Source organism: Pseudomonas sp. NFACC37-1 (assembly GCF_900101575.1).
GTDB lineage: Bacteria > Pseudomonadota > Gammaproteobacteria > Pseudomonadales > Pseudomonadaceae > Aquipseudomonas > Aquipseudomonas fluorescens_AA.
Genome location: NZ_FMUZ01000008.1, coordinates 1 through 16,544, shown reverse-complemented (window position 1 = coordinate 16,544; position 16,544 = coordinate 1). Strand labels below are relative to the sequence as shown.

Genomic DNA, 16,544 nt, shown 5'->3' with positions numbered 1-16,544 from the left:
TCGTTCGCGCGCTGAAGTTCAGATTTACTGCACTTTCAGAAACGACCGGAGTCCCAATTCACACACGCCACTCAACCACTGCAGGAGAGAGCCACCATGGCCAGCAATTCGTTACGCAAAGCCTCGTTGCAAAGCATGGAAGCGGAGATCGAGAGTCTGCTCAAGTCATTGGAAAGCCTGAAGGACGACGCTTCGGACGAGTCGCGCAAGACCCTCAAGTCGCTCAAGGCCAATGCCGAGAGCGCGCTGAAACATTCTCGTCATCTGCTCAGCGATGCCTATGAAGAGGTCAAGGTGAAAACCCGTGAAACCGGGATCGCCACTCGCGACTATGCGCAGGAACACCCGTGGACCACGGCCGGTGTCGCAGTCGGTGCGCTGGGTCTGCTGGCCGCTTACCTGCTGTGCAAGCGCGGTGACTGAGTCGGTTGGCTCAGCTCATGCCTGAGCCACTGGGCCAATTGCCGAGCGCGCCCATCTGCGGCGCGCTTGGGCAGCCACAACGCCAGTCGCGCCGCGGTTTCATCGAAGCCCCACGGCGCGACCAGGCGACCGGCGCGTACGTCCTCGGCCACCAGCGGCTCGGGCGCGATCGCCACGCCTAATCCCGCTACGGCGGCCTCCAGCAAATAATACAAATGCTCGAAACCTTGCCCGAACTTCAGTGCCTGGGGTTCCAGGGCGTTTTGTCGTGCCCAGGTCGGCCAGGCCTGGGGGCGGGATGTGGTGTGCAGCAACGGCTCGTCCAGCAGCGCGCTGGCCGGTGCGGCTTGCAAGCGGGCGAATCCGGCGTAGTGGGGGCTCACCACGGGGCCGATCCGCTCGCTCACCAGTTCGTACACCTGCATATCGGCCGGCCACGGCGGCTCGGCGAAGACCAGCAGGGCATCCAGCCCCGGTCGCCTGGGGTCCAGGTCGCCTTCGCCGGCGGAAAGGTGCAGGCGCAAATCCGGCAAGTCGGCGTTGAGCCTGCCCAGGCGGGGAATGAACCAGCGCGCCAGCAGGCTTCCCGAGCAGCCCAGGACAAACGGGGCATTTGCCGTACTTTGCATCAGCTCCGCGCAAACACCGCGCAACCGCTCGAACGCATCGGCGCTGACGTCCCGCAGGCGCATGCCTGCATCTGTGAGTTTCAGGCCGCGCCCGTCCTTGATGAACAAGCTGACGCCCAAATGCTCTTCCAGCACCTTCAGCTGTCGACTCACGGCTCCATGGGTGACATGCAGCTGTTCGGCCGCCTGGCTTACGCTGTTCAGACGGGCGGTAGCTTCGAAGGCGCGCAAGGCGTTGAGCGGAGGAAGATCGTGGCTCATTTTATCTGTGAGTTTTCCTGACAGGTTGTGGCGATCTTATCGGTTTTCACTGGGGGATGTCAGGGGTAGAGTGGACCTCATAGTCTTTCAACGCATTTGCCTGGAGCGCCCGATGACCCAGCCTACGACCCCTTTCAACCTGCGCAGCGGCCCCGATGCCAACGGCCTGTTCGGTGCATTCGGCGGCCGCTATGTGGCCGAGACCCTGATGCCGCTGATCCTTGATCTGGCCCGTGAATACGAAGTGGCGAAGGAAGATCCGGCCTTCATAGAAGAATTGGCCTACTTCCAGCGCGACTACGTCGGTCGCCCAAGCCCGCTCTACTTCGCCGAGCGCCTGACCGAGTACTGCGGCGGTGCCAAGATCTATCTCAAGCGTGAAGAGCTGAACCACACCGGCGCGCACAAGATCAACAATTGCATCGGCCAGATCCTGCTGGCACGGCGCATGGGCAAAAAACGCATCATCGCCGAGACCGGCGCCGGCATGCACGGCGTGGCCACCGCCACCGTGGCCGCGCGTTTCGGGCTGGATTGCGTGATCTACATGGGCACCACCGACATCGAACGCCAGCAGGCCAACGTGTTCCGCATGAAGCTGCTGGGGGCCGAAGTGATCCCGGTGGTCGCCGGTACCGGTACCCTGAAGGACGCAATGAACGAGGCCCTGCGCGACTGGGTCACCAATGTCGACAGCACGTTCTACCTGATCGGCACTGTGGCAGGCCCGCATCCGTATCCGGCCATGGTGCGCGACTTCCAGGCCGTGATCGGCAAGGAAACCCGCGATCAACTGCAAGCCCAGGAAGGTCGCCTGCCGGATAGCCTGGTGGCGTGCATCGGCGGTGGCTCCAACGCCATGGGCCTGTTCCACCCGTTCCTGGACGACAAGAGTGTCGAGATCATCGGCGTCGAAGCCGCCGGTTATGGCATCGAGACCGGCAAGCACGCGGCGAGCCTGAACGGTGGCGTTCCGGGTGTACTGCACGGCAACCGCACCTTCCTGTTGCAGGACGACGACGGCCAGATCATCGATGCCCATTCGATTTCCGCAGGTCTCGACTACCCCGGTATCGGCCCGGAACATGCCTGGTTGCACGACATTGGTCGCGTCCAGTACACCTCGGTGACCGACGCCGAAGCCCTGGAAGCCTTTCACAAATGCTGTCGCCTGGAAGGGATCATTCCTGCACTGGAAAGCGCCCATGCCCTGGCGGAAGTGTTCAAACGCGCACCCAACCTGCCGAAAGATCACCTGATGGTGGTCAACCTGTCCGGCCGTGGCGACAAAGACATGCAAACCGTGATGCACCACATGGAACAGTCCCAGCAGGAGAAACACTGATGAGCCGCCTGCAAACCCGTTTTGCCGAACTCAAGGAACAGAACCGCGCCGCCCTGGTCACTTTCGTCACGGCCGGCGACCCGAACTACGACACCTCGCTGGCGATTCTCAAGGGGCTGCCGGCGGCCGGTGCCGACGTGATCGAGCTGGGTATGCCGTTCACTGATCCGATGGCCGACGGCCCGGCGATCCAGTTGGCGAATATTCGTGCCTTGGGCGCCCAGCAGAACCTGGCGAAAACCCTGCAGATGGTTCGCGAGTTCCGTAAGGACAATACTGAGACGCCGCTGGTGCTGATGGGCTACTTCAACCCGATCCACCGTTATGGCGTGCAACGTTTCATTGGCGAAGCGCTGGATTGCGGTGTGGATGGCCTGATCGTTGTGGACATGCCGCCCGAGCACAACAGCGAACTGTGCGAACCGGCCCAGGCGGCTGGCTTGGACTTCATCCGCCTGACGACGCCGACCACCGACGATGTGCGTTTGCCGACGGTGCTTAACGGCAGTTCGGGTTTTGTGTACTACGTGTCGGTGGCGGGCGTGACCGGTGCCGGTGCCGCGACCCTGGAGCATGTAGAAGAAGCCGTGGCGCGTCTGCGTCGCCATACCGATCTGCCCATCAGCATTGGTTTCGGTATTCGTACGCCGGAGCAGGCTGCCGCCATCGCACGATTGGCTGATGGGGTGGTGGTGGGCTCGGCGCTGATCGACCATATCGCCAGCGCCGAAACATCGGAACAGGCAATTGATGGGGTGTTGAGCTTGTGTGCCGCCCTGGCCGACGGTGTGCGCAAGGCGCGTCTCGGCTGATTTGATTCAGCTGACAGCCACGAAAAAAAGGGTTCAGAACTCGGTTCTGAACCCTTTTTTTATTACACCAGGAACAGTCTTGGCGCTGCTCTTTGTAGGGTCAAGGCAACTCCAGCCCGCCCCCGGCCTTGTGCAGCTTGCGCAAATGCTCGCCAATCTCTTTCACATTGGCTTCGCTCGCCGCAATTTCAGCCGCGCGGCTCGGCTCGAGCAGCGCCCGGACTTCCTTGTCCAGATCGCCTGTCAGCGTTTGCAGTTGTTTCTGCCGTAAGCTGCTTTCCGATTCCAAGCGTTGCCACTCGCTGGGTTGCGGCAAGCCGTAGCCGCTGCTGCCCAGCAGTTCGGCCGGACGGCTCAGGAAACCGCTGTTGGCGAGGATCTGCTGCAGCGTCGCATTGGCCCTTTCCATCCCGCCGTTCTGCAATTCACGGGCACCCAGGTAGCGCTGTTTGACTTCATCCTGCGCCAACAACAATTGCCGGCGATAACTGGCCTGTTCCAGCAGCAACAACGCCGCGCTGGTGCGCAGGTCGGCCTGTTCGAACCAGACGCGGCGTTCGGCGGCGTCCAGGGCCAGCCAGTCTTCCACCGTTTGTTGCTTGATCGGCAGATACTTCTTCAGCACCTCGAACATCGCCTGGTACCGCTCGCGGAATGAGTCGAAGCGGTAGCCCAGCCGCAAGGCTTCCTTGGGATCATCCAGCACGCTGGTATCCGCCAGGCCCCGGCCCTTGAGTACCTCCAGCAGGCCGTTGGGCATGATGCTGTCCAGGCCCTTGAGTTGCTCGTTATTGCTGCCGCTGCGCAACAGTTTCAAGCTCTCCACGGCGCAGTTATTGGACAGGAAGTAATAGTTGCCGTCGTAGCTCCAGTGCATTTCGGCGGCGTGCTCGACCGTTTCCTCGATCTCGGTACGTGACAGGTTCAGCGGCACCGATGCCAGGCTGCGCAGTTCGGTCTTGGTGTATTCATCGATCACCTGGGCCAACGGCAATACGAACAGGCGCGACGGGTATTTGCCGACCAGCCCGTCCCAGCTCGACAACTGCACATCGCCCACGAAGGCGCGGTATGACAGCACCAGGTGTTGGTCCAGATCCAGTCGGCAGTCCGGGCCACGTGGGCGGCCCGGTGCGCAGATCACCAGTCGGAGCATGCTGTGGCCCCAGCGGCTCACCCAGTTCTGGTTGGCCTCGGCCAGCAGGTAATCGATGGCATAGACCCGTTCTGGATCAACCTTGCCCAGCGGTGTCTTGGCGAAGTCGTTCCCGGCGTTGAGGAAGGCGAACGATTGGGTGCAGGTGTCCTTGGCGGCGGGGGCCCAACCGAAGTGTTCCTGGTAATAGCGATACAGGGCGGGGCGTCGGCAGGCATAGCTGGAGTCCAGGAGAAAGTACTCCATGTTGACCGCGACGAACTCCTTGGGGCTGCTCGTTTCATAGAGATCCGGGCTGCGGGCGACCTGGCGGTTGTGCTGTTCCCGTTCACCGCGACGGCCGACGTATTGTGGCCAGCCGGCCAGGTCCAACAAGCGAGGATCATCGCTAAGGGTGAAACGGCGGTCGTTCTGGCCCCGGCATTCATCGGGAAGACCGATCAACCCGGCGCTGCTGTTGCGTCGAGTGCAACGCTGGATCAGTGCGCGTTCGGCCTCTGGCCATAGACGCGAGCGATCATAGATGTGGGTCAGTTCGTGCAGGACCGTGGCGAGCATTTCCCGGCGCACGGTGCCGTGGGGGCGGTGGGTCTTTTGCGTCGCGGCGCTGCCGTCCACAAGGCTGTCGAGCAGGTTGCTATTGAGGTCCAGTTGCGACACCAGCGAGGCCTGGCCGTAGGCATTGGCGGGCATCTGGTCGGTCCAGCCGACATCGATGCGTCGGTCCAGCCGCTCGATGAAGTGCGGCGGCAGGGCCCGCATTGCTTCATCGAGCAGTGCCTGGCTGGCCTGCTGTTGCGCCGGGCTCAGGCCTTCGACGTTGAGGTGCAATTGCAGGCCGGCCTGGGCCATGCTGCTCATGAGCAGCAAGACCCCGGCCGCCAGCCAGGCGGCGAACCGCCTCACAATGCGAGAATGGCTTCGGCGAGAACCTGGTCACTGGCGTCGCGGGCTTCCGGCACGCGGGTGCGCAAGGTGTCGAAGGCGGCCTCGAGATGAGCACCACGAATTTCACCATTGCTGGCGACAAAACTGGCCGCATCGTCATGGGCTTCGCGGACGACTTTCGAATCACGGATGGACGTGGTGGTGTCGGAAGTGAAATCGATCGTGCGCTGGGAAGCGCGAACGATGATGTTACTGGTGGCTACCAGGGTATGTGCCTGGGCCACATCGGCCAACACCAGCAGGCCTAAGGCGGCAGCAATCAGCGGGCTACGCATGGAACGACTCCGGAAAAATAAGGATAACTATTGGACGAGAATTGCTTGTGCCAGTTCAAGGTCGCTGACGTGAAGTTTTGGCTGGGTCCGGCGCAGGTAATCCAGGGCCGACTCCAGTTGTGCACCTCGCAGTTGCCCGTCGCTGGCGATGAATGCCGCAGCGTCATCGTGAGCGGCGACGATCAGTTTATGGTCGAAGGGCGCGGAGGTCACCATGCTCGTGGCATAGCCGCTGACCACCACTTGTTGGGTGGACACATCGAAGGCATGGGCCGGAACAGACCAGCAAGAAACGATGAAGAAAGACGCGATGAACAGATCTGAGTAGAAACGCATGGGACTCGACGGTTGATGGCGAGTTTGAAGGCTAGCGCAAACCGGCGGGCCAGAGCCAGCGCTGAAACATCGGAACACCATTTGGCGCCCGATGTTTCATGTTGCATCAGATCACCAGGATGGCTTGGGCCAGTTGCGCATCGGTGGCGTTGAGCTGCGGTGCCTGCTGGCGGATGTAATCCAGGGCGCTTTCCAGTTTCACGCCACGGATGGCGCCTTCGCTGGCGACGAAGCTGGCGGCGTCATCACGGGCGGCTTGAACGATCTTGTTGTCACGCAGGGATGAGGTTGCATCGGAGGTTACGTCGGAGGTGGCCTTGAGTGCTCCGACGATGGAGTCGGTGGTAACAATGAAGCTGCTGGCGTTGGAGTGGGCGGCTACGGCCAGCAGGGCAACTGCGCTGAGCAGGCGAAGACGGATCATGATGAAACTCCTTGAATGATGGGGTGATGCCGGTGCGTGTAGCAGGAAGAGGAGACGCATGCTCGACTCGCTTCGCCACGTTCGCCTCGATATTAGGACAGGAACGCGTTGGCTGACAGCCCTTGCGACAGCCATTGGCTGCATGGGGCGAGCTACTGTACTGGTGTTTTTTATATATTGTTTAAACTGTTATGTCTCCAAGGCTTTCGTCAAAATCGGTCCCCGGAAACGACAAGACCCGTCGCGGTTACCCGCGACGGGTCTTGTGTGTTCAATTCGGTGCTGGCGGTGGACCCGGTGGGTCAGGGCCAGCGACGCTGAGTTAGCGCCAGAACGGCTTGCTCAGCTCTTCGTAGCGTTGTGCTTCGCTGATACCGGCGTCAGCCAGCAGGCGCGAATCCAGACGAGCCAGTTGGTGACGGCTGGCGATGCGGCGCTGCCACAACATCAGGTTGGCGATAACGCGAAGAGGCAGGGAAGCCTGGTTTTTTGCAGCTTTGTCTTCGAAAAACAGCTCGGAACTGAGTGTACGTTCCATGGTTGACATCCTTCCGCTTGTGGCGGGATTAGGTAGTGGTTTGACTGGTGCCCATGATCCTCTCGTTTGGCCAGTCTCTCTAGATACAGTTCACCTGTATTGTGAGAGACCAGTTAACTGTTAAAGAGCGGTGTACTGGTCGATATTGAGGCAACTGTACCTGTCTGCGCAATATTGGTGCATTTTTGCTAGCTGACGTTGAGTTTGTGGGAGAAGACCGTAAGAAAACACCGGTACAGCAGTACAGTTTTTGCTTCGTTAGGGGCGTGTGACGGCCTTCAACCAAAACTGTATTTGCGATAACGGTGATCCAGCTGTATCAGACGGCCAACATGCATCCGGTTTCTTCGAGGTTCAGGTGCCAACTCAGTGCATCGCGCAGGATGTGCGGAGTATGTCCGCCCAGGGCGCACGCGGCGTTGAAATATTCATTCAAGGCCTGGCGGTAGGTGGGGTGCACGCAATTGTCGATGATCACTCGCGCGCGTTCCCTTGGTGCCAGGCCCCGCAGGTCGGCCAAGCCGATCTCGGTCACCAGGATGTCGACGTCATGTTCGGTATGGTCCACATGGCTGACCATCGGCACGACGCTGGAAATGGCCCCACCCTTGGCAATCGACTTGGTGACGAAAATCGCCAGGTGGGCATTGCGGGCGAAATCCCCTGAGCCGCCGATGCCATTCATCATCCGCGTGCCGCAGACATGGGTGGAATTGACGTTGCCGTACAAGTCGAACTCCAGCGCGGTGTTGATGGCAATGATGCCCAGGCGACGCACGACCTCGGGATGGTTGGAGATCTCTTGTGGGCGCAGGACCAGCTTGTCCTTGTACCTTTCCAGGTTGCCAAACACATCGGCATTGCGTCGACCCGACAGCGTGATCGAGCTGCCGGAGGCGAAACTCAGCTTGCCTGCGTCGATCAGGTCAAATGTCGAGTCCTGCAAAACCTCGGAATACATGGTCAGGTCTTCGAACGGGGAATCGATCAGCCCGCACATCACGGCATTGGCGATGTTGCCGATCCCTGCCTGCAACGGCCCGAGCTTGTTGGTCATGCGGCCGGCCGAAACCTCCTGCTTGAAGAAATCGATCAGGTGATCGGCAATGGCCTGGGTGTCGCTGTCCGGTAGCGCGACGGTCGAAGGCGAGTCGCCTTGGTTGGTAATGACAATGGCGGCGATTTTTTCCGGCGGGATCGCAATGGCGGGGCTGCCAATACGGTCGTCGACTTTCACCAGGGGGATGGGTGTACGGGTGGGGCGATAGGTCGGGATATAGATGTCGTGCAGCCCTTCCAGATTCGGGTTGTGAGCCAGGTTGATCTCGACGATCACTTGTCGGGCGAAAATGGCGAAGCTGGCTGAGTTACCCACCGATGTAGTGGGTACGATATGTCCTTGCTCGGTAATGGCCACGGCTTCGATCACGGCAATATCGGGCAGCTTGAGCTGGCCGTTGCGCAGTTGCTCGACAGTTTCCGAAAGATGCTGATCGATGAACATCACCTCGCCTGCGTTGATCGCCTTGCGCAGCGTGCTGTCGACCTGGAACGGCATGCGTCGTGCCAGTACGCCGGCTTCGGTGAGCTCCTTGTCGAGGTCATTGCCCAGGCTTGCACCGGTCATCAGGCTGATTTTCAACGGGGTGATCTTGGCGCGTTCAGCCAGGGCGTGGGGCACTGCTTTCGCTTCTCCGGCGCGGGTAAAGCCGCTCATGCCGACGGTCATGCCGTCCTGAATCAACAAGGCTGCTTCGGCAGCGCTCATCACTTTATTCAATAACGAAGGCAGGCGAATGCGATCACGGTACATAGGTGGTTATCTCGGGCTGGAAGCAAGATGCGCAGTCTAGTGAATTAGCGCTGTGCCCGACCCGCTACAAAGGTCGCATTTTAGGCGTCTATTACAAGCGTCTCAGGCAAAACATCATTACCGGATCGGTAATATTTTGCCTTGATACAAATCAAAACGCCCCGACAGGTCGGGGCGTTTTCGGGTAAAGCGGCGAGGGTTAATCCACCGCTTTGACCATGTCTTCGATGACCTTCTTGGCGTCACCGAACACCATCATGGTCTTGTCGAGATAGAACAGCTCGTTGTCCAGGCCCGCATAGCCGCTGGCCATCGAGCGTTTGTTGACGATGATGGTCTTGGCCTTGAACGCTTCGAGGATCGGCATGCCGGCAATCGGCGACTTCGGATCGTTCTTCGCCGCCGGGTTCACCACGTCGTTGGCGCCGAGCACCAGCACCACGTCGGCCTGGCCGAACTCGGAGTTGATATCTTCCATCTCGAACACCTGATCGTAAGGCACTTCGGCCTCGGCCAGCAGGACGTTCATGTGCCCGGGCATGCGACCGGCCACCGGGTGGATCGCGTATTTGACGGTCACCCCGTGGTGGGTCAACTTCTCGGTCAGCTCTTTAAGCGCGTGCTGGGCCCGGGCCACCGCCAGGCCATAGCCTGGCACGATGATCACGGTATCGGCGTTGGTCAGCAGGAAGGTCGCGTCGTCAGCCGAGCCGGATTTCACCGGACGGGCTTCTTTGGAGCCTGCCGGGCCAGCAGCATCTGCGGTATTGCCGAAGCCGCCGAGCAGCACGTTGAAGAACGAACGGTTCATCGCCTTGCACATGATGTACGAGAGGATCGCACCGCTCGAGCCCACCAGAGAACCGGCAATGATCAGCATCGAGTTGTTCAGCGAGAAGCCGATACCCGCTGCGGCCCAGCCGGAATAGCTGTTGAGCATCGACACCACCACCGGCATGTCCGCGCCGCCGATCGGGATGATGATCAGCACACCCAGTACAAAGGCCAGGGCCAGCATCAAGGCGAACGCGCCGAGGTTGCCGGTGAACATGAAGGTCAGGCCCAGGCCCAGCGTCGCCAGACCCAGGATCAGGTTGAGCTTGTGCTGGCCACCAAACTGTACTGGTGCGCCCTGGAACAGACGGAACTTGTACTTGCCCGAGAGCTTGCCGAATGCGATCACCGAACCGGAGAAGGTGATTGCACCAATGGCTGCGCCGAGGAACAGTTCCAGACGGTTACCGGCTGGAATCGAATCACCCAATTGCTTGACGATACCCAGGGACTGCGGCTCGACGACGGCCGCGATGGCAATGAATACCGCCGCCAGGCCGATCATGCTGTGCATGAACGCCACCAGTTCCGGCATCTTGGTCATTTCGACGCGCTTGGCCATGATCGAGCCGGCGGTACCGCCGACCAGCAGGCCGACGATCACGTAGCCGATGCCGGCGGTCGCCAGTTCGGCCCCCAGTTTGTAGATGAGGCCCACAGTGGTCAGCACCGCCAGCGCCATGCCGAGCATGCCGAACAGGTTGCCTCGGCGGGAGGTGGTGGGGTGCGACAGGCCTTTGAGGGCTTGGATGAAGCAGATCGACGCAATCAGGTAGAGCGTCGTTACCAGGTTCATGCTCATTACTTGGGCGCCTCTTCTTTTACGGCTTTCGGGGCTTTTTTCTTGAACATCTCAAGCATGCGGCGCGTCACGAGGAAGCCACCGAAGACGTTCACCGCGGCCAGGGCCACGGCGAGGGTGCCCATGGTCTTGCCCAAAGGGGTCACGGTCAGCGCGGCGGCGAGCATGGCGCCGACGATCACGATCGCCGAAATGGCGTTGGTCACCGCCATCAACGGCGTGTGCAGCGCGGGCGTTACGTTCCAGACCACGTGGTAACCGACATAAATCGCCAGCACGAAGATGATCAGGTTGTAGATACCGGGGGAGATAAGCTCTTCCATTGTCTGAATCCCTGCTTAGGCGTTTTTACGGATGACTTGGCCGTCGCGGCACATCAGGCACGCGGCGACGATGTCGTCTTCCAGGTTCACGTCGAACTGACCTTCCTTGGTGAAGACCAGCTTCAGGAAGTCCAGCAGGTTACGGGCGTACAGCGCCGAAGCGTCGGCCGCGACTTCACCGGCCAGGTTGGTCGGGCCGCAAATGGTCACGCCGTTCTCGATCACGACCTGATCAGCCACGGTCAGCGGGCAGTTACCGCCTTGGGCTGCCGCGAGGTCGATGACCACCGAGCCGGGTTTCATCTGCGCGACAGTTTCGGCGCTCAGCAACGTCGGTGCCTTGCGGCCCGGAATCAGTGCGGTGGTAATGACGATGTCAGCCTGTTTGGCGCGCTCGTGCACGGCTTGGGCCTGGCGCTGCATCCAGCTGGCCGGCATCGGCCGGGCGTAGCCGCCGACGCCGACGGCGCACTCACGCTCTTCGTCGGTCTCGTAAGGCACATCGACGAACTTCGCGCCGAGGGACTCGATTTGCTCCTTGACCGCCGGGCGCACATCCGAAGCCTCGATCACCGCGCCCAGGCGCTTGGCCGTGGCAATCGCCTGCAACCCGGCGACGCCCGCACCGAGAATCAGCACGCGCGCCGCTTTCACGGTGCCTGCGGCAGTCATCAGCATCGGCATGAAGCGCGGATAGTAATGGGCGGCCAGCAATACGGCTTTGTAACCGGCGATGTTCGCTTGAGACGACAGCACATCCAGGCTCTGGGCTCGGGAAGTGCGTGGCGCGGCCTCAAGGGCGAAAGCGGTAATGCCGCGCTCGGCCAGCTTGACGATGGTTTCGTTGTTGAACGGATTGAGCATGCCCACCAGAACGGTGCCGCTCTTGATCAGCGTCAGTTCGCTGTCGCTGGGAGCCACCACCTTGAGGATCAGCTCGGCCCCGAATGCATCACTGGCGCTGCCAATGGTTGCGCCCGCTGCCTCATAGGCACTGTCGATAACGCTGGCCTTGATACCGGCGCCGCTTTGAACAGTGACTTTATGGCCTTGGCCGACCAACTTCTTGATGGTTTCCGGGGTAGCAGCAACCCGTGTTTCACCCGTTTGGGTTTCGAGGGGAACACCAATGTGCACGTCAAATCTCCTGCGTGATCTTATTGAGTAAACCCAGGCACTTCGGATGGTGCGGCTGGGGCGGCCGATCAGCACGGCCCCGCCAAACCAGACGGGGCGCGGCATTTTGCAGGCGAAAATTCAGCCCTTCAAGAGATTATGACGGGTGACGGAAAATTAACTACAAGTCACCCTGTGACCGAATGTCGCAATTATCGATCGGCAGCCCGTGTAGGCCGTGCTTTCCAAGGATTCAGGTTCAAATTGACAATTTTTCCCATCGGCCAGATGAATAAGCGCTGATGCGTTGCGCGATATGGCTCCAGGCCATGTATTTAGACGCTTTGGAGACTACTGCACGGGATTGATAACAGATTGACTGAATGCGACATAAACTTATATCTGTAGCGACTTCTGTTAGTTTACTACCTAAGTCTGTTTATACTTTTCCCTTATTAATCAAGTAGATAGTTGTTGGCTTTTTTCACGAGCCAATCACGAAAGGCTCGAAGGGAGGCGGATTCGGCCTTTCGCTCTGGAATCATCAGGTAGTAGGCCTTGATGCTCGACAGCGCGTTACGGTTGGCCACGACCAGTCGTTTCTCTGCCAGTTCGCGTTGAATCAAAAAGGGCGGAATCAGCGCGATACCCATGTCGTGCATAGCCGCTTGGGCGAGCATGGAGAATAGTTCATAACGCGGCCCTGTCAGGTCTCGCGCAATATTCAGGCTCTGGGCGTTGAACCACTGGCGCCATGCGTACGGACGAGTGGTCTGCTGGAGCAAGGGCAGTTCGGCGACCTCCTCTGGTGTCAGGCCCTTGCGACCGTCTAGCAAGGCGGGGCTGCATACCGGCATCGGATTTTCGCCCATCAGCTTGTGGGATTCGGTACCGGACCAGTCCGCATCGCCAAAATAGATGGCGGCGTCAAACTCCGTATCGGCAAAGAGAAAGGGGCGCGTGCGGTTGGTCAGGTTGACGGTGACTTCCGGATGCTGCTGCTGGAAATCCTTGAGGCGTGGCAGCAGCCATTGGGTGCCGAAGGTTGGAACCACGGCCAGTTCGATCACGTTCGCACCGGTGTGCCCCATCACTGAAAGTGTGTCGCGCTCGACTGCATCCAGTTGGGTGGCAACGCGTCGGCTGTAGGAAAGACCTGCTTCGGTCAGTTTGACGCCGCGGCGCGAGCGTCGGAAAAGCTCCACGCTGAGGAAGTCCTCCAGGCTGGCGATCTGTCGGCAGATAGCGCTTTGCGTGAGAGAAAGCTCCTGCGCCGCCTTGGTGAAGCTTTCATGGCGCGCGGCAGCCTCGAAACTGACCAGGGCGGCGGTGCTGGGGATTTTACGGCGCATGTACCTAAGCCTCACTCATTAGCCGTGCAACCAGGGTTTATAGTGTTTACGAAGTGAGAAATTAGCACAGGTTAGTGCGTAATCCTCGTTTGCCCTTGTAGGAAACCGCGCCTAGGATCAATCCACGACTTCATTTAATTGGCGAGGACTCTTTCATGGCCGGTAAAGCGAGCTTCAACTGGATCGATCCGTTGTTGCTGGATCAGCAGCTCACCGAAGAAGAACGCATGATCCGCGACACTGCCGAGCAGTTCGCCCAACAGAAACTCGCACCGCGGGTGCTGGAAGCGTTCCGTCATGAGAAAACCGACCCGGCGATCTTCCGCGAGATGGGTGAAGTCGGCCTGCTGGGGGCTACCATTCCTGAACAGTACGGCGGCAGCGGGTTGAACTACGTCAGCTATGGCCTGATCGCTCGTGAAGTAGAGCGTGTGGATTCCGGTTATCGCTCGATGATGAGCGTGCAATCCTCGCTGGTCATGGTGCCGATCAACGAATTCGGGACTGAGGCGCAGAAACAGAAATACTTGCCGAAGCTGGCGTCTGGTGAATGGATCGGCTGTTTTGGTCTGACTGAGCCGAACCACGGTTCCGACCCCGGTGCGATGATCACTCGTGCGCGTAAAGTGGAAGGCGGCTACAGCCTGACGGGCAGCAAGATGTGGATCACCAACAGCCCGATCGCTGATGTATTTGTCGTCTGGGGCAAGGACGACGCCGGTGATATCCGCGGCTTCGTTCTGGAAAAAGGCTGGAAGGGGCTGAGTGCGCCGGCCATTCATGGCAAGGTCGGGCTGCGCGCCTCCATCACTGGCGAAATCGTCATGGACAACGTATTCGTTCCGGAAGAGAACATCTTCCCGGATGTCCGTGGCCTGAAGGGCCCGTTTACTTGTCTGAACTCGGCGCGCTACGGCATCTCCTGGGGCGCCTTGGGGGCGGCTGAATTCTGCTGGCACACTGCTCGCCAGTACACGCTGGACCGTCAGCAGTTTGGTCGCCCGCTCGCTGCGAATCAGTTGATCCAGAAGAAACTGGCCGATATGCAGACTGAAATCACGCTGGCCCTGCAGGGATGCCTGCGTCTGGGGCGTATGAAAGACGAGGGCACGGCGGCGGTCGAGATTACCTCGATCATGAAGCGCAACTCCTGCGGCAAGTCCCTGGATATTGCCCGCATGGCGCGGGACATGTTGGGCGGCAACGGTATTTCCGATGAGTTCGGCATCGCGCGTCATCTGGTGAACCTGGAAGTCGTGAACACCTATGAAGGCACGCACGATGTGCATGCGCTGATTTTGGGGCGTGCGCAAACCGGTATCCAGGCGTTCTACTAATAGGAGAACGGTCATGGGCGCGCTTTCGCATCTGCGGGTATTGGATTTATCGAGGGTATTGGCCGGGCCGTGGGCCGGACAGATCCTGGCGGACCTGGGGGCTGATGTCATCAAGGTCGAGCGTCCCGGCAATGGTGACGATACGCGCGCCTGGGGGCCGCCCTTCCTGAAGGATGCCCGAGGCGAGAACACGACCGAAGCCGCTTATTATCTTTCAGCCAATCGCAACAAACAGTCGGTAACCATCGACTTCACGCGGCCAGAGGGGCAGCGGCTGGTGCGAGAGCTGGCAGCCAAGTCCGACATCCTGATCGAGAACTTCAAGGTGGGCGGCCTGGCGGCGTATGGCTTGGACTATGACTCGCTAAAGGCGATCAATCCGCAATTGATCTATTGCTCGATAACCGGGTTTGGCCAGACCGGCCCTTACGCCAAGCGCGCCGGGTATGACTTCATGATCCAGGGGCTGGGGGGCTTGATGAGCCTGACCGGTCGCCCCGAAGGCGATGAGGGTGCGGGGCCGGTGAAGGTAGGGGTCGCGTTGACGGATATCCTCACGGGGCTGTATTCGACCGCTGCCATTCTGGCGGCGTTGGCTCATCGTGATCATGCCGGCGGCGGGCAGCACATCGATATGGCCCTACTGGATGTTCAAGTGGCTTGCCTGGCCAACCAGGCGATGAACTACCTGACCACGGGCAATGCGCCGAAGCGTTTGGGTAATGCTCATCCGAATATCGTGCCTTATCAGGATTTTCCGACGGCGGATGGCGATTTCATCCTGACGGTGGGTAATGACGGCCAGTTCCGAAAGTTCGCTGAGGTTGCCGGTCAACCGCAGTGGGCTGATGATCCGCGTTTTGCCACTAACAAGGTGCGGGTGGCGAACCGGGCGGTGTTGATTCCGTTGATTCGCCAGGCGACGGTGTTCAAGACCACCGCTGAATGGGTGACTCAGTTGGAGCAGGCGGGTGTGCCGTGTGGGCCTATCAACGACCTGGCCCAGGTGTTTGCCGATCCTCAGGTGCAGGCTCGCGGGTTGGCGATGGAATTGCCCCACCTGCTGGCCGGTAAAGTGCCGCAGGTGGCCAGTCCGATTCGACTGTCCGAGACGCCAGTGGAGTATCGCAATGCGCCTCCTTTACTAGGAGAGCATACGTTGGAGGTGCTGCAGCGAGTGTTGGGGTTGGACGAGGCTGCGGTGATGGCGTTTAGAGAGGCTGGGGTGCTGTGAGTCTTCTCTTCTATATAGAGGAGCGTGTTAAAGGGCAAAAGCGACAGGTTTACCGGTGCTGCGCAACTTATTGATAGAAATGCGAAATTAAGGGTTGACGGCAGATTCTGGAAGTCTATAATTCGCCCCACTTCCGGCGCAGCCGAAACGGAAAACTCCTTGAGATTCAATGAGTTAAGTAGGTTTCGAAGGTGCGGGGCTTCAGTTCATCGAGGTCCGGAAGAAGCAGATAGGGTGGTGTTGTTTGGCTCTATGTGCGGTTCGATCTTCTCGGTCGAAAGCGGTGAAAAAGAGGTGTTGACAGCAGCGAGTAACGCTGTAGAATTCGCCTCCCGCTAACGAGAGATCGGAAGCGCAAGTGGTTGAAGTTGTTGAGGTTTCCGAAGCGAAACTTTGAAAACTTCTTAAAATAACCGCTTGACAGATACACGGGGCGCTGTAGAATGCGCGCCTCGGTTGAGATGAAAGGCTCAGCCAACCGCTCTTTAACAACTGAATCAAGCAATTCGTGTGGGTGCTTGTGGAGTCAGACTGCTAGTCAACAGATTATCAGCATCACAAGTTGCTCCGCGAGAAATCAAAGATG

The 16,544-nt window shown here is 59.6% G+C and carries 16 protein-coding genes; 5 read left to right on the top strand and 11 right to left on the bottom strand.

The genetic code is table 11. The features are described 5' to 3' along the window. Positions 1-96: 96 nt before the first annotated feature. The gene (locus tag BLP82_RS11625; protein ID WP_025211165.1) at positions 97-423 is read left to right on the top strand and encodes an ElaB/YgaM/YqjD family protein; all 327 of its coding nucleotides are present in this window, start codon (positions 97-99) and stop codon (positions 421-423) included. On the opposite strand, the gene BLP82_RS11620 is transcribed toward BLP82_RS11625, so the two are convergent. Beyond that, a complete protein-coding gene (locus BLP82_RS11620) occupies positions 396-1,313 on the bottom strand; it encodes a LysR family transcriptional regulator (protein WP_092167645.1) in 918 nt (305 codons plus the stop codon). The two genes, BLP82_RS11625 and BLP82_RS11620, sit on opposite strands and share 28 nt — an antisense overlap. A gap of 112 nt (positions 1,314-1,425) precedes the next feature. On the opposite strand from BLP82_RS11620, the gene trpB reads away from it, so the two are divergent. Beyond that, positions 1,426-2,658 carry a tryptophan synthase subunit beta gene (gene trpB / locus BLP82_RS11615; protein WP_053127073.1) on the top strand — a complete coding sequence of 411 codons (1,233 nt, stop codon included), beginning with the start codon at positions 1,426-1,428 and terminating at the stop codon, positions 2,656-2,658. Then, complete coding sequence (gene trpA, locus BLP82_RS11610; RefSeq protein ID WP_092167642.1) at positions 2,658-3,470, top strand: tryptophan synthase subunit alpha; 813 nt, start codon at positions 2,658-2,660, stop codon at positions 3,468-3,470. The genes trpB and trpA overlap by 1 nt, the downstream gene beginning before the upstream one ends. 100 nt (positions 3,471-3,570) lie before the next feature. On the opposite strand, the gene BLP82_RS11605 is transcribed toward trpA, so the two are convergent. The 10 genes from BLP82_RS11605 to BLP82_RS11560 all read right to left on the bottom strand — a co-directional run bounded on the left by BLP82_RS11605 (position 3,571) and on the right by BLP82_RS11560 (position 13,387). Further along, complete coding sequence (locus BLP82_RS11605; protein WP_092167639.1) at positions 3,571-5,532, bottom strand: DUF7844 domain-containing protein; 1,962 nt, start codon at positions 5,530-5,532, stop codon at positions 3,571-3,573. Next, entirely contained in the window at positions 5,529-5,849 is a 321-nt protein-coding gene (locus BLP82_RS11600) for a DUF2388 domain-containing protein (RefSeq protein ID WP_092167636.1), read from the bottom strand. The genes BLP82_RS11605 and BLP82_RS11600 overlap by 4 nt, the downstream gene beginning before the upstream one ends. A gap of 27 nt (positions 5,850-5,876) precedes the next feature. Next, the gene (locus BLP82_RS11595; RefSeq protein ID WP_092167633.1) at positions 5,877-6,185 is read right to left on the bottom strand and encodes a DUF2388 domain-containing protein; all 309 of its coding nucleotides are present in this window, start codon (positions 6,183-6,185) and stop codon (positions 5,877-5,879) included. A gap of 106 nt (positions 6,186-6,291) precedes the next feature. Further along, a complete protein-coding gene (locus BLP82_RS11590; protein ID WP_003196441.1) occupies positions 6,292-6,609 on the bottom strand; it encodes a DUF2388 domain-containing protein in 318 nt (105 codons plus the stop codon). Positions 6,610-6,931: 322 nt separating this feature from the next. Beyond that, on the bottom strand, positions 6,932-7,147 hold the full coding sequence (locus BLP82_RS11585; RefSeq protein ID WP_072398028.1) for a DUF1127 domain-containing protein: 216 nt from the start codon (positions 7,145-7,147) through the stop codon (positions 6,932-6,934). Positions 7,148-7,466: 319 nt separating this feature from the next. Continuing rightward, a complete protein-coding gene (locus tag BLP82_RS11580; RefSeq protein ID WP_092167630.1) occupies positions 7,467-8,960 on the bottom strand; it encodes an acetyl-CoA hydrolase/transferase family protein in 1,494 nt (497 codons plus the stop codon). Between the two features lie 199 nt (positions 8,961-9,159). After that, positions 9,160-10,596, bottom strand: coding sequence for an NAD(P)(+) transhydrogenase (Re/Si-specific) subunit beta (locus BLP82_RS11575; protein WP_092167627.1), 1,437 nt, complete (start codon positions 10,594-10,596; stop codon positions 9,160-9,162). Next, positions 10,596-10,919, bottom strand: a complete 324-nt coding sequence (locus tag BLP82_RS11570; RefSeq protein ID WP_003187010.1) for an NAD(P) transhydrogenase subunit alpha part 2 — start codon at positions 10,917-10,919, stop codon at positions 10,596-10,598. Before BLP82_RS11570 ends, BLP82_RS11575 begins: the two co-directional genes overlap by 1 nt. A gap of 15 nt (positions 10,920-10,934) precedes the next feature. Beyond that, complete coding sequence (locus BLP82_RS11565) at positions 10,935-12,056, bottom strand: Re/Si-specific NAD(P)(+) transhydrogenase subunit alpha (protein ID WP_092167624.1); 1,122 nt, start codon at positions 12,054-12,056, stop codon at positions 10,935-10,937. A 434-nt stretch (positions 12,057-12,490) separates the two neighbouring features. Further along, positions 12,491-13,387, bottom strand: a complete 897-nt coding sequence (locus BLP82_RS11560; protein WP_092167621.1) for a LysR family transcriptional regulator — start codon at positions 13,385-13,387, stop codon at positions 12,491-12,493. 155 nt (positions 13,388-13,542) lie between these two features. On the opposite strand from BLP82_RS11560, the gene BLP82_RS11555 reads away from it, so the two are divergent. After that, the gene (locus BLP82_RS11555; RefSeq protein WP_014335919.1) at positions 13,543-14,724 is read left to right on the top strand and encodes an acyl-CoA dehydrogenase; all 1,182 of its coding nucleotides are present in this window, start codon (positions 13,543-13,545) and stop codon (positions 14,722-14,724) included. A gap of 13 nt (positions 14,725-14,737) precedes the next feature. Continuing rightward, on the top strand, positions 14,738-15,958 hold the full coding sequence (locus BLP82_RS11550; protein WP_092167619.1) for a CaiB/BaiF CoA transferase family protein: 1,221 nt from the start codon (positions 14,738-14,740) through the stop codon (positions 15,956-15,958). The last annotated feature ends 586 nt before the right edge of the window (positions 15,959-16,544 follow it).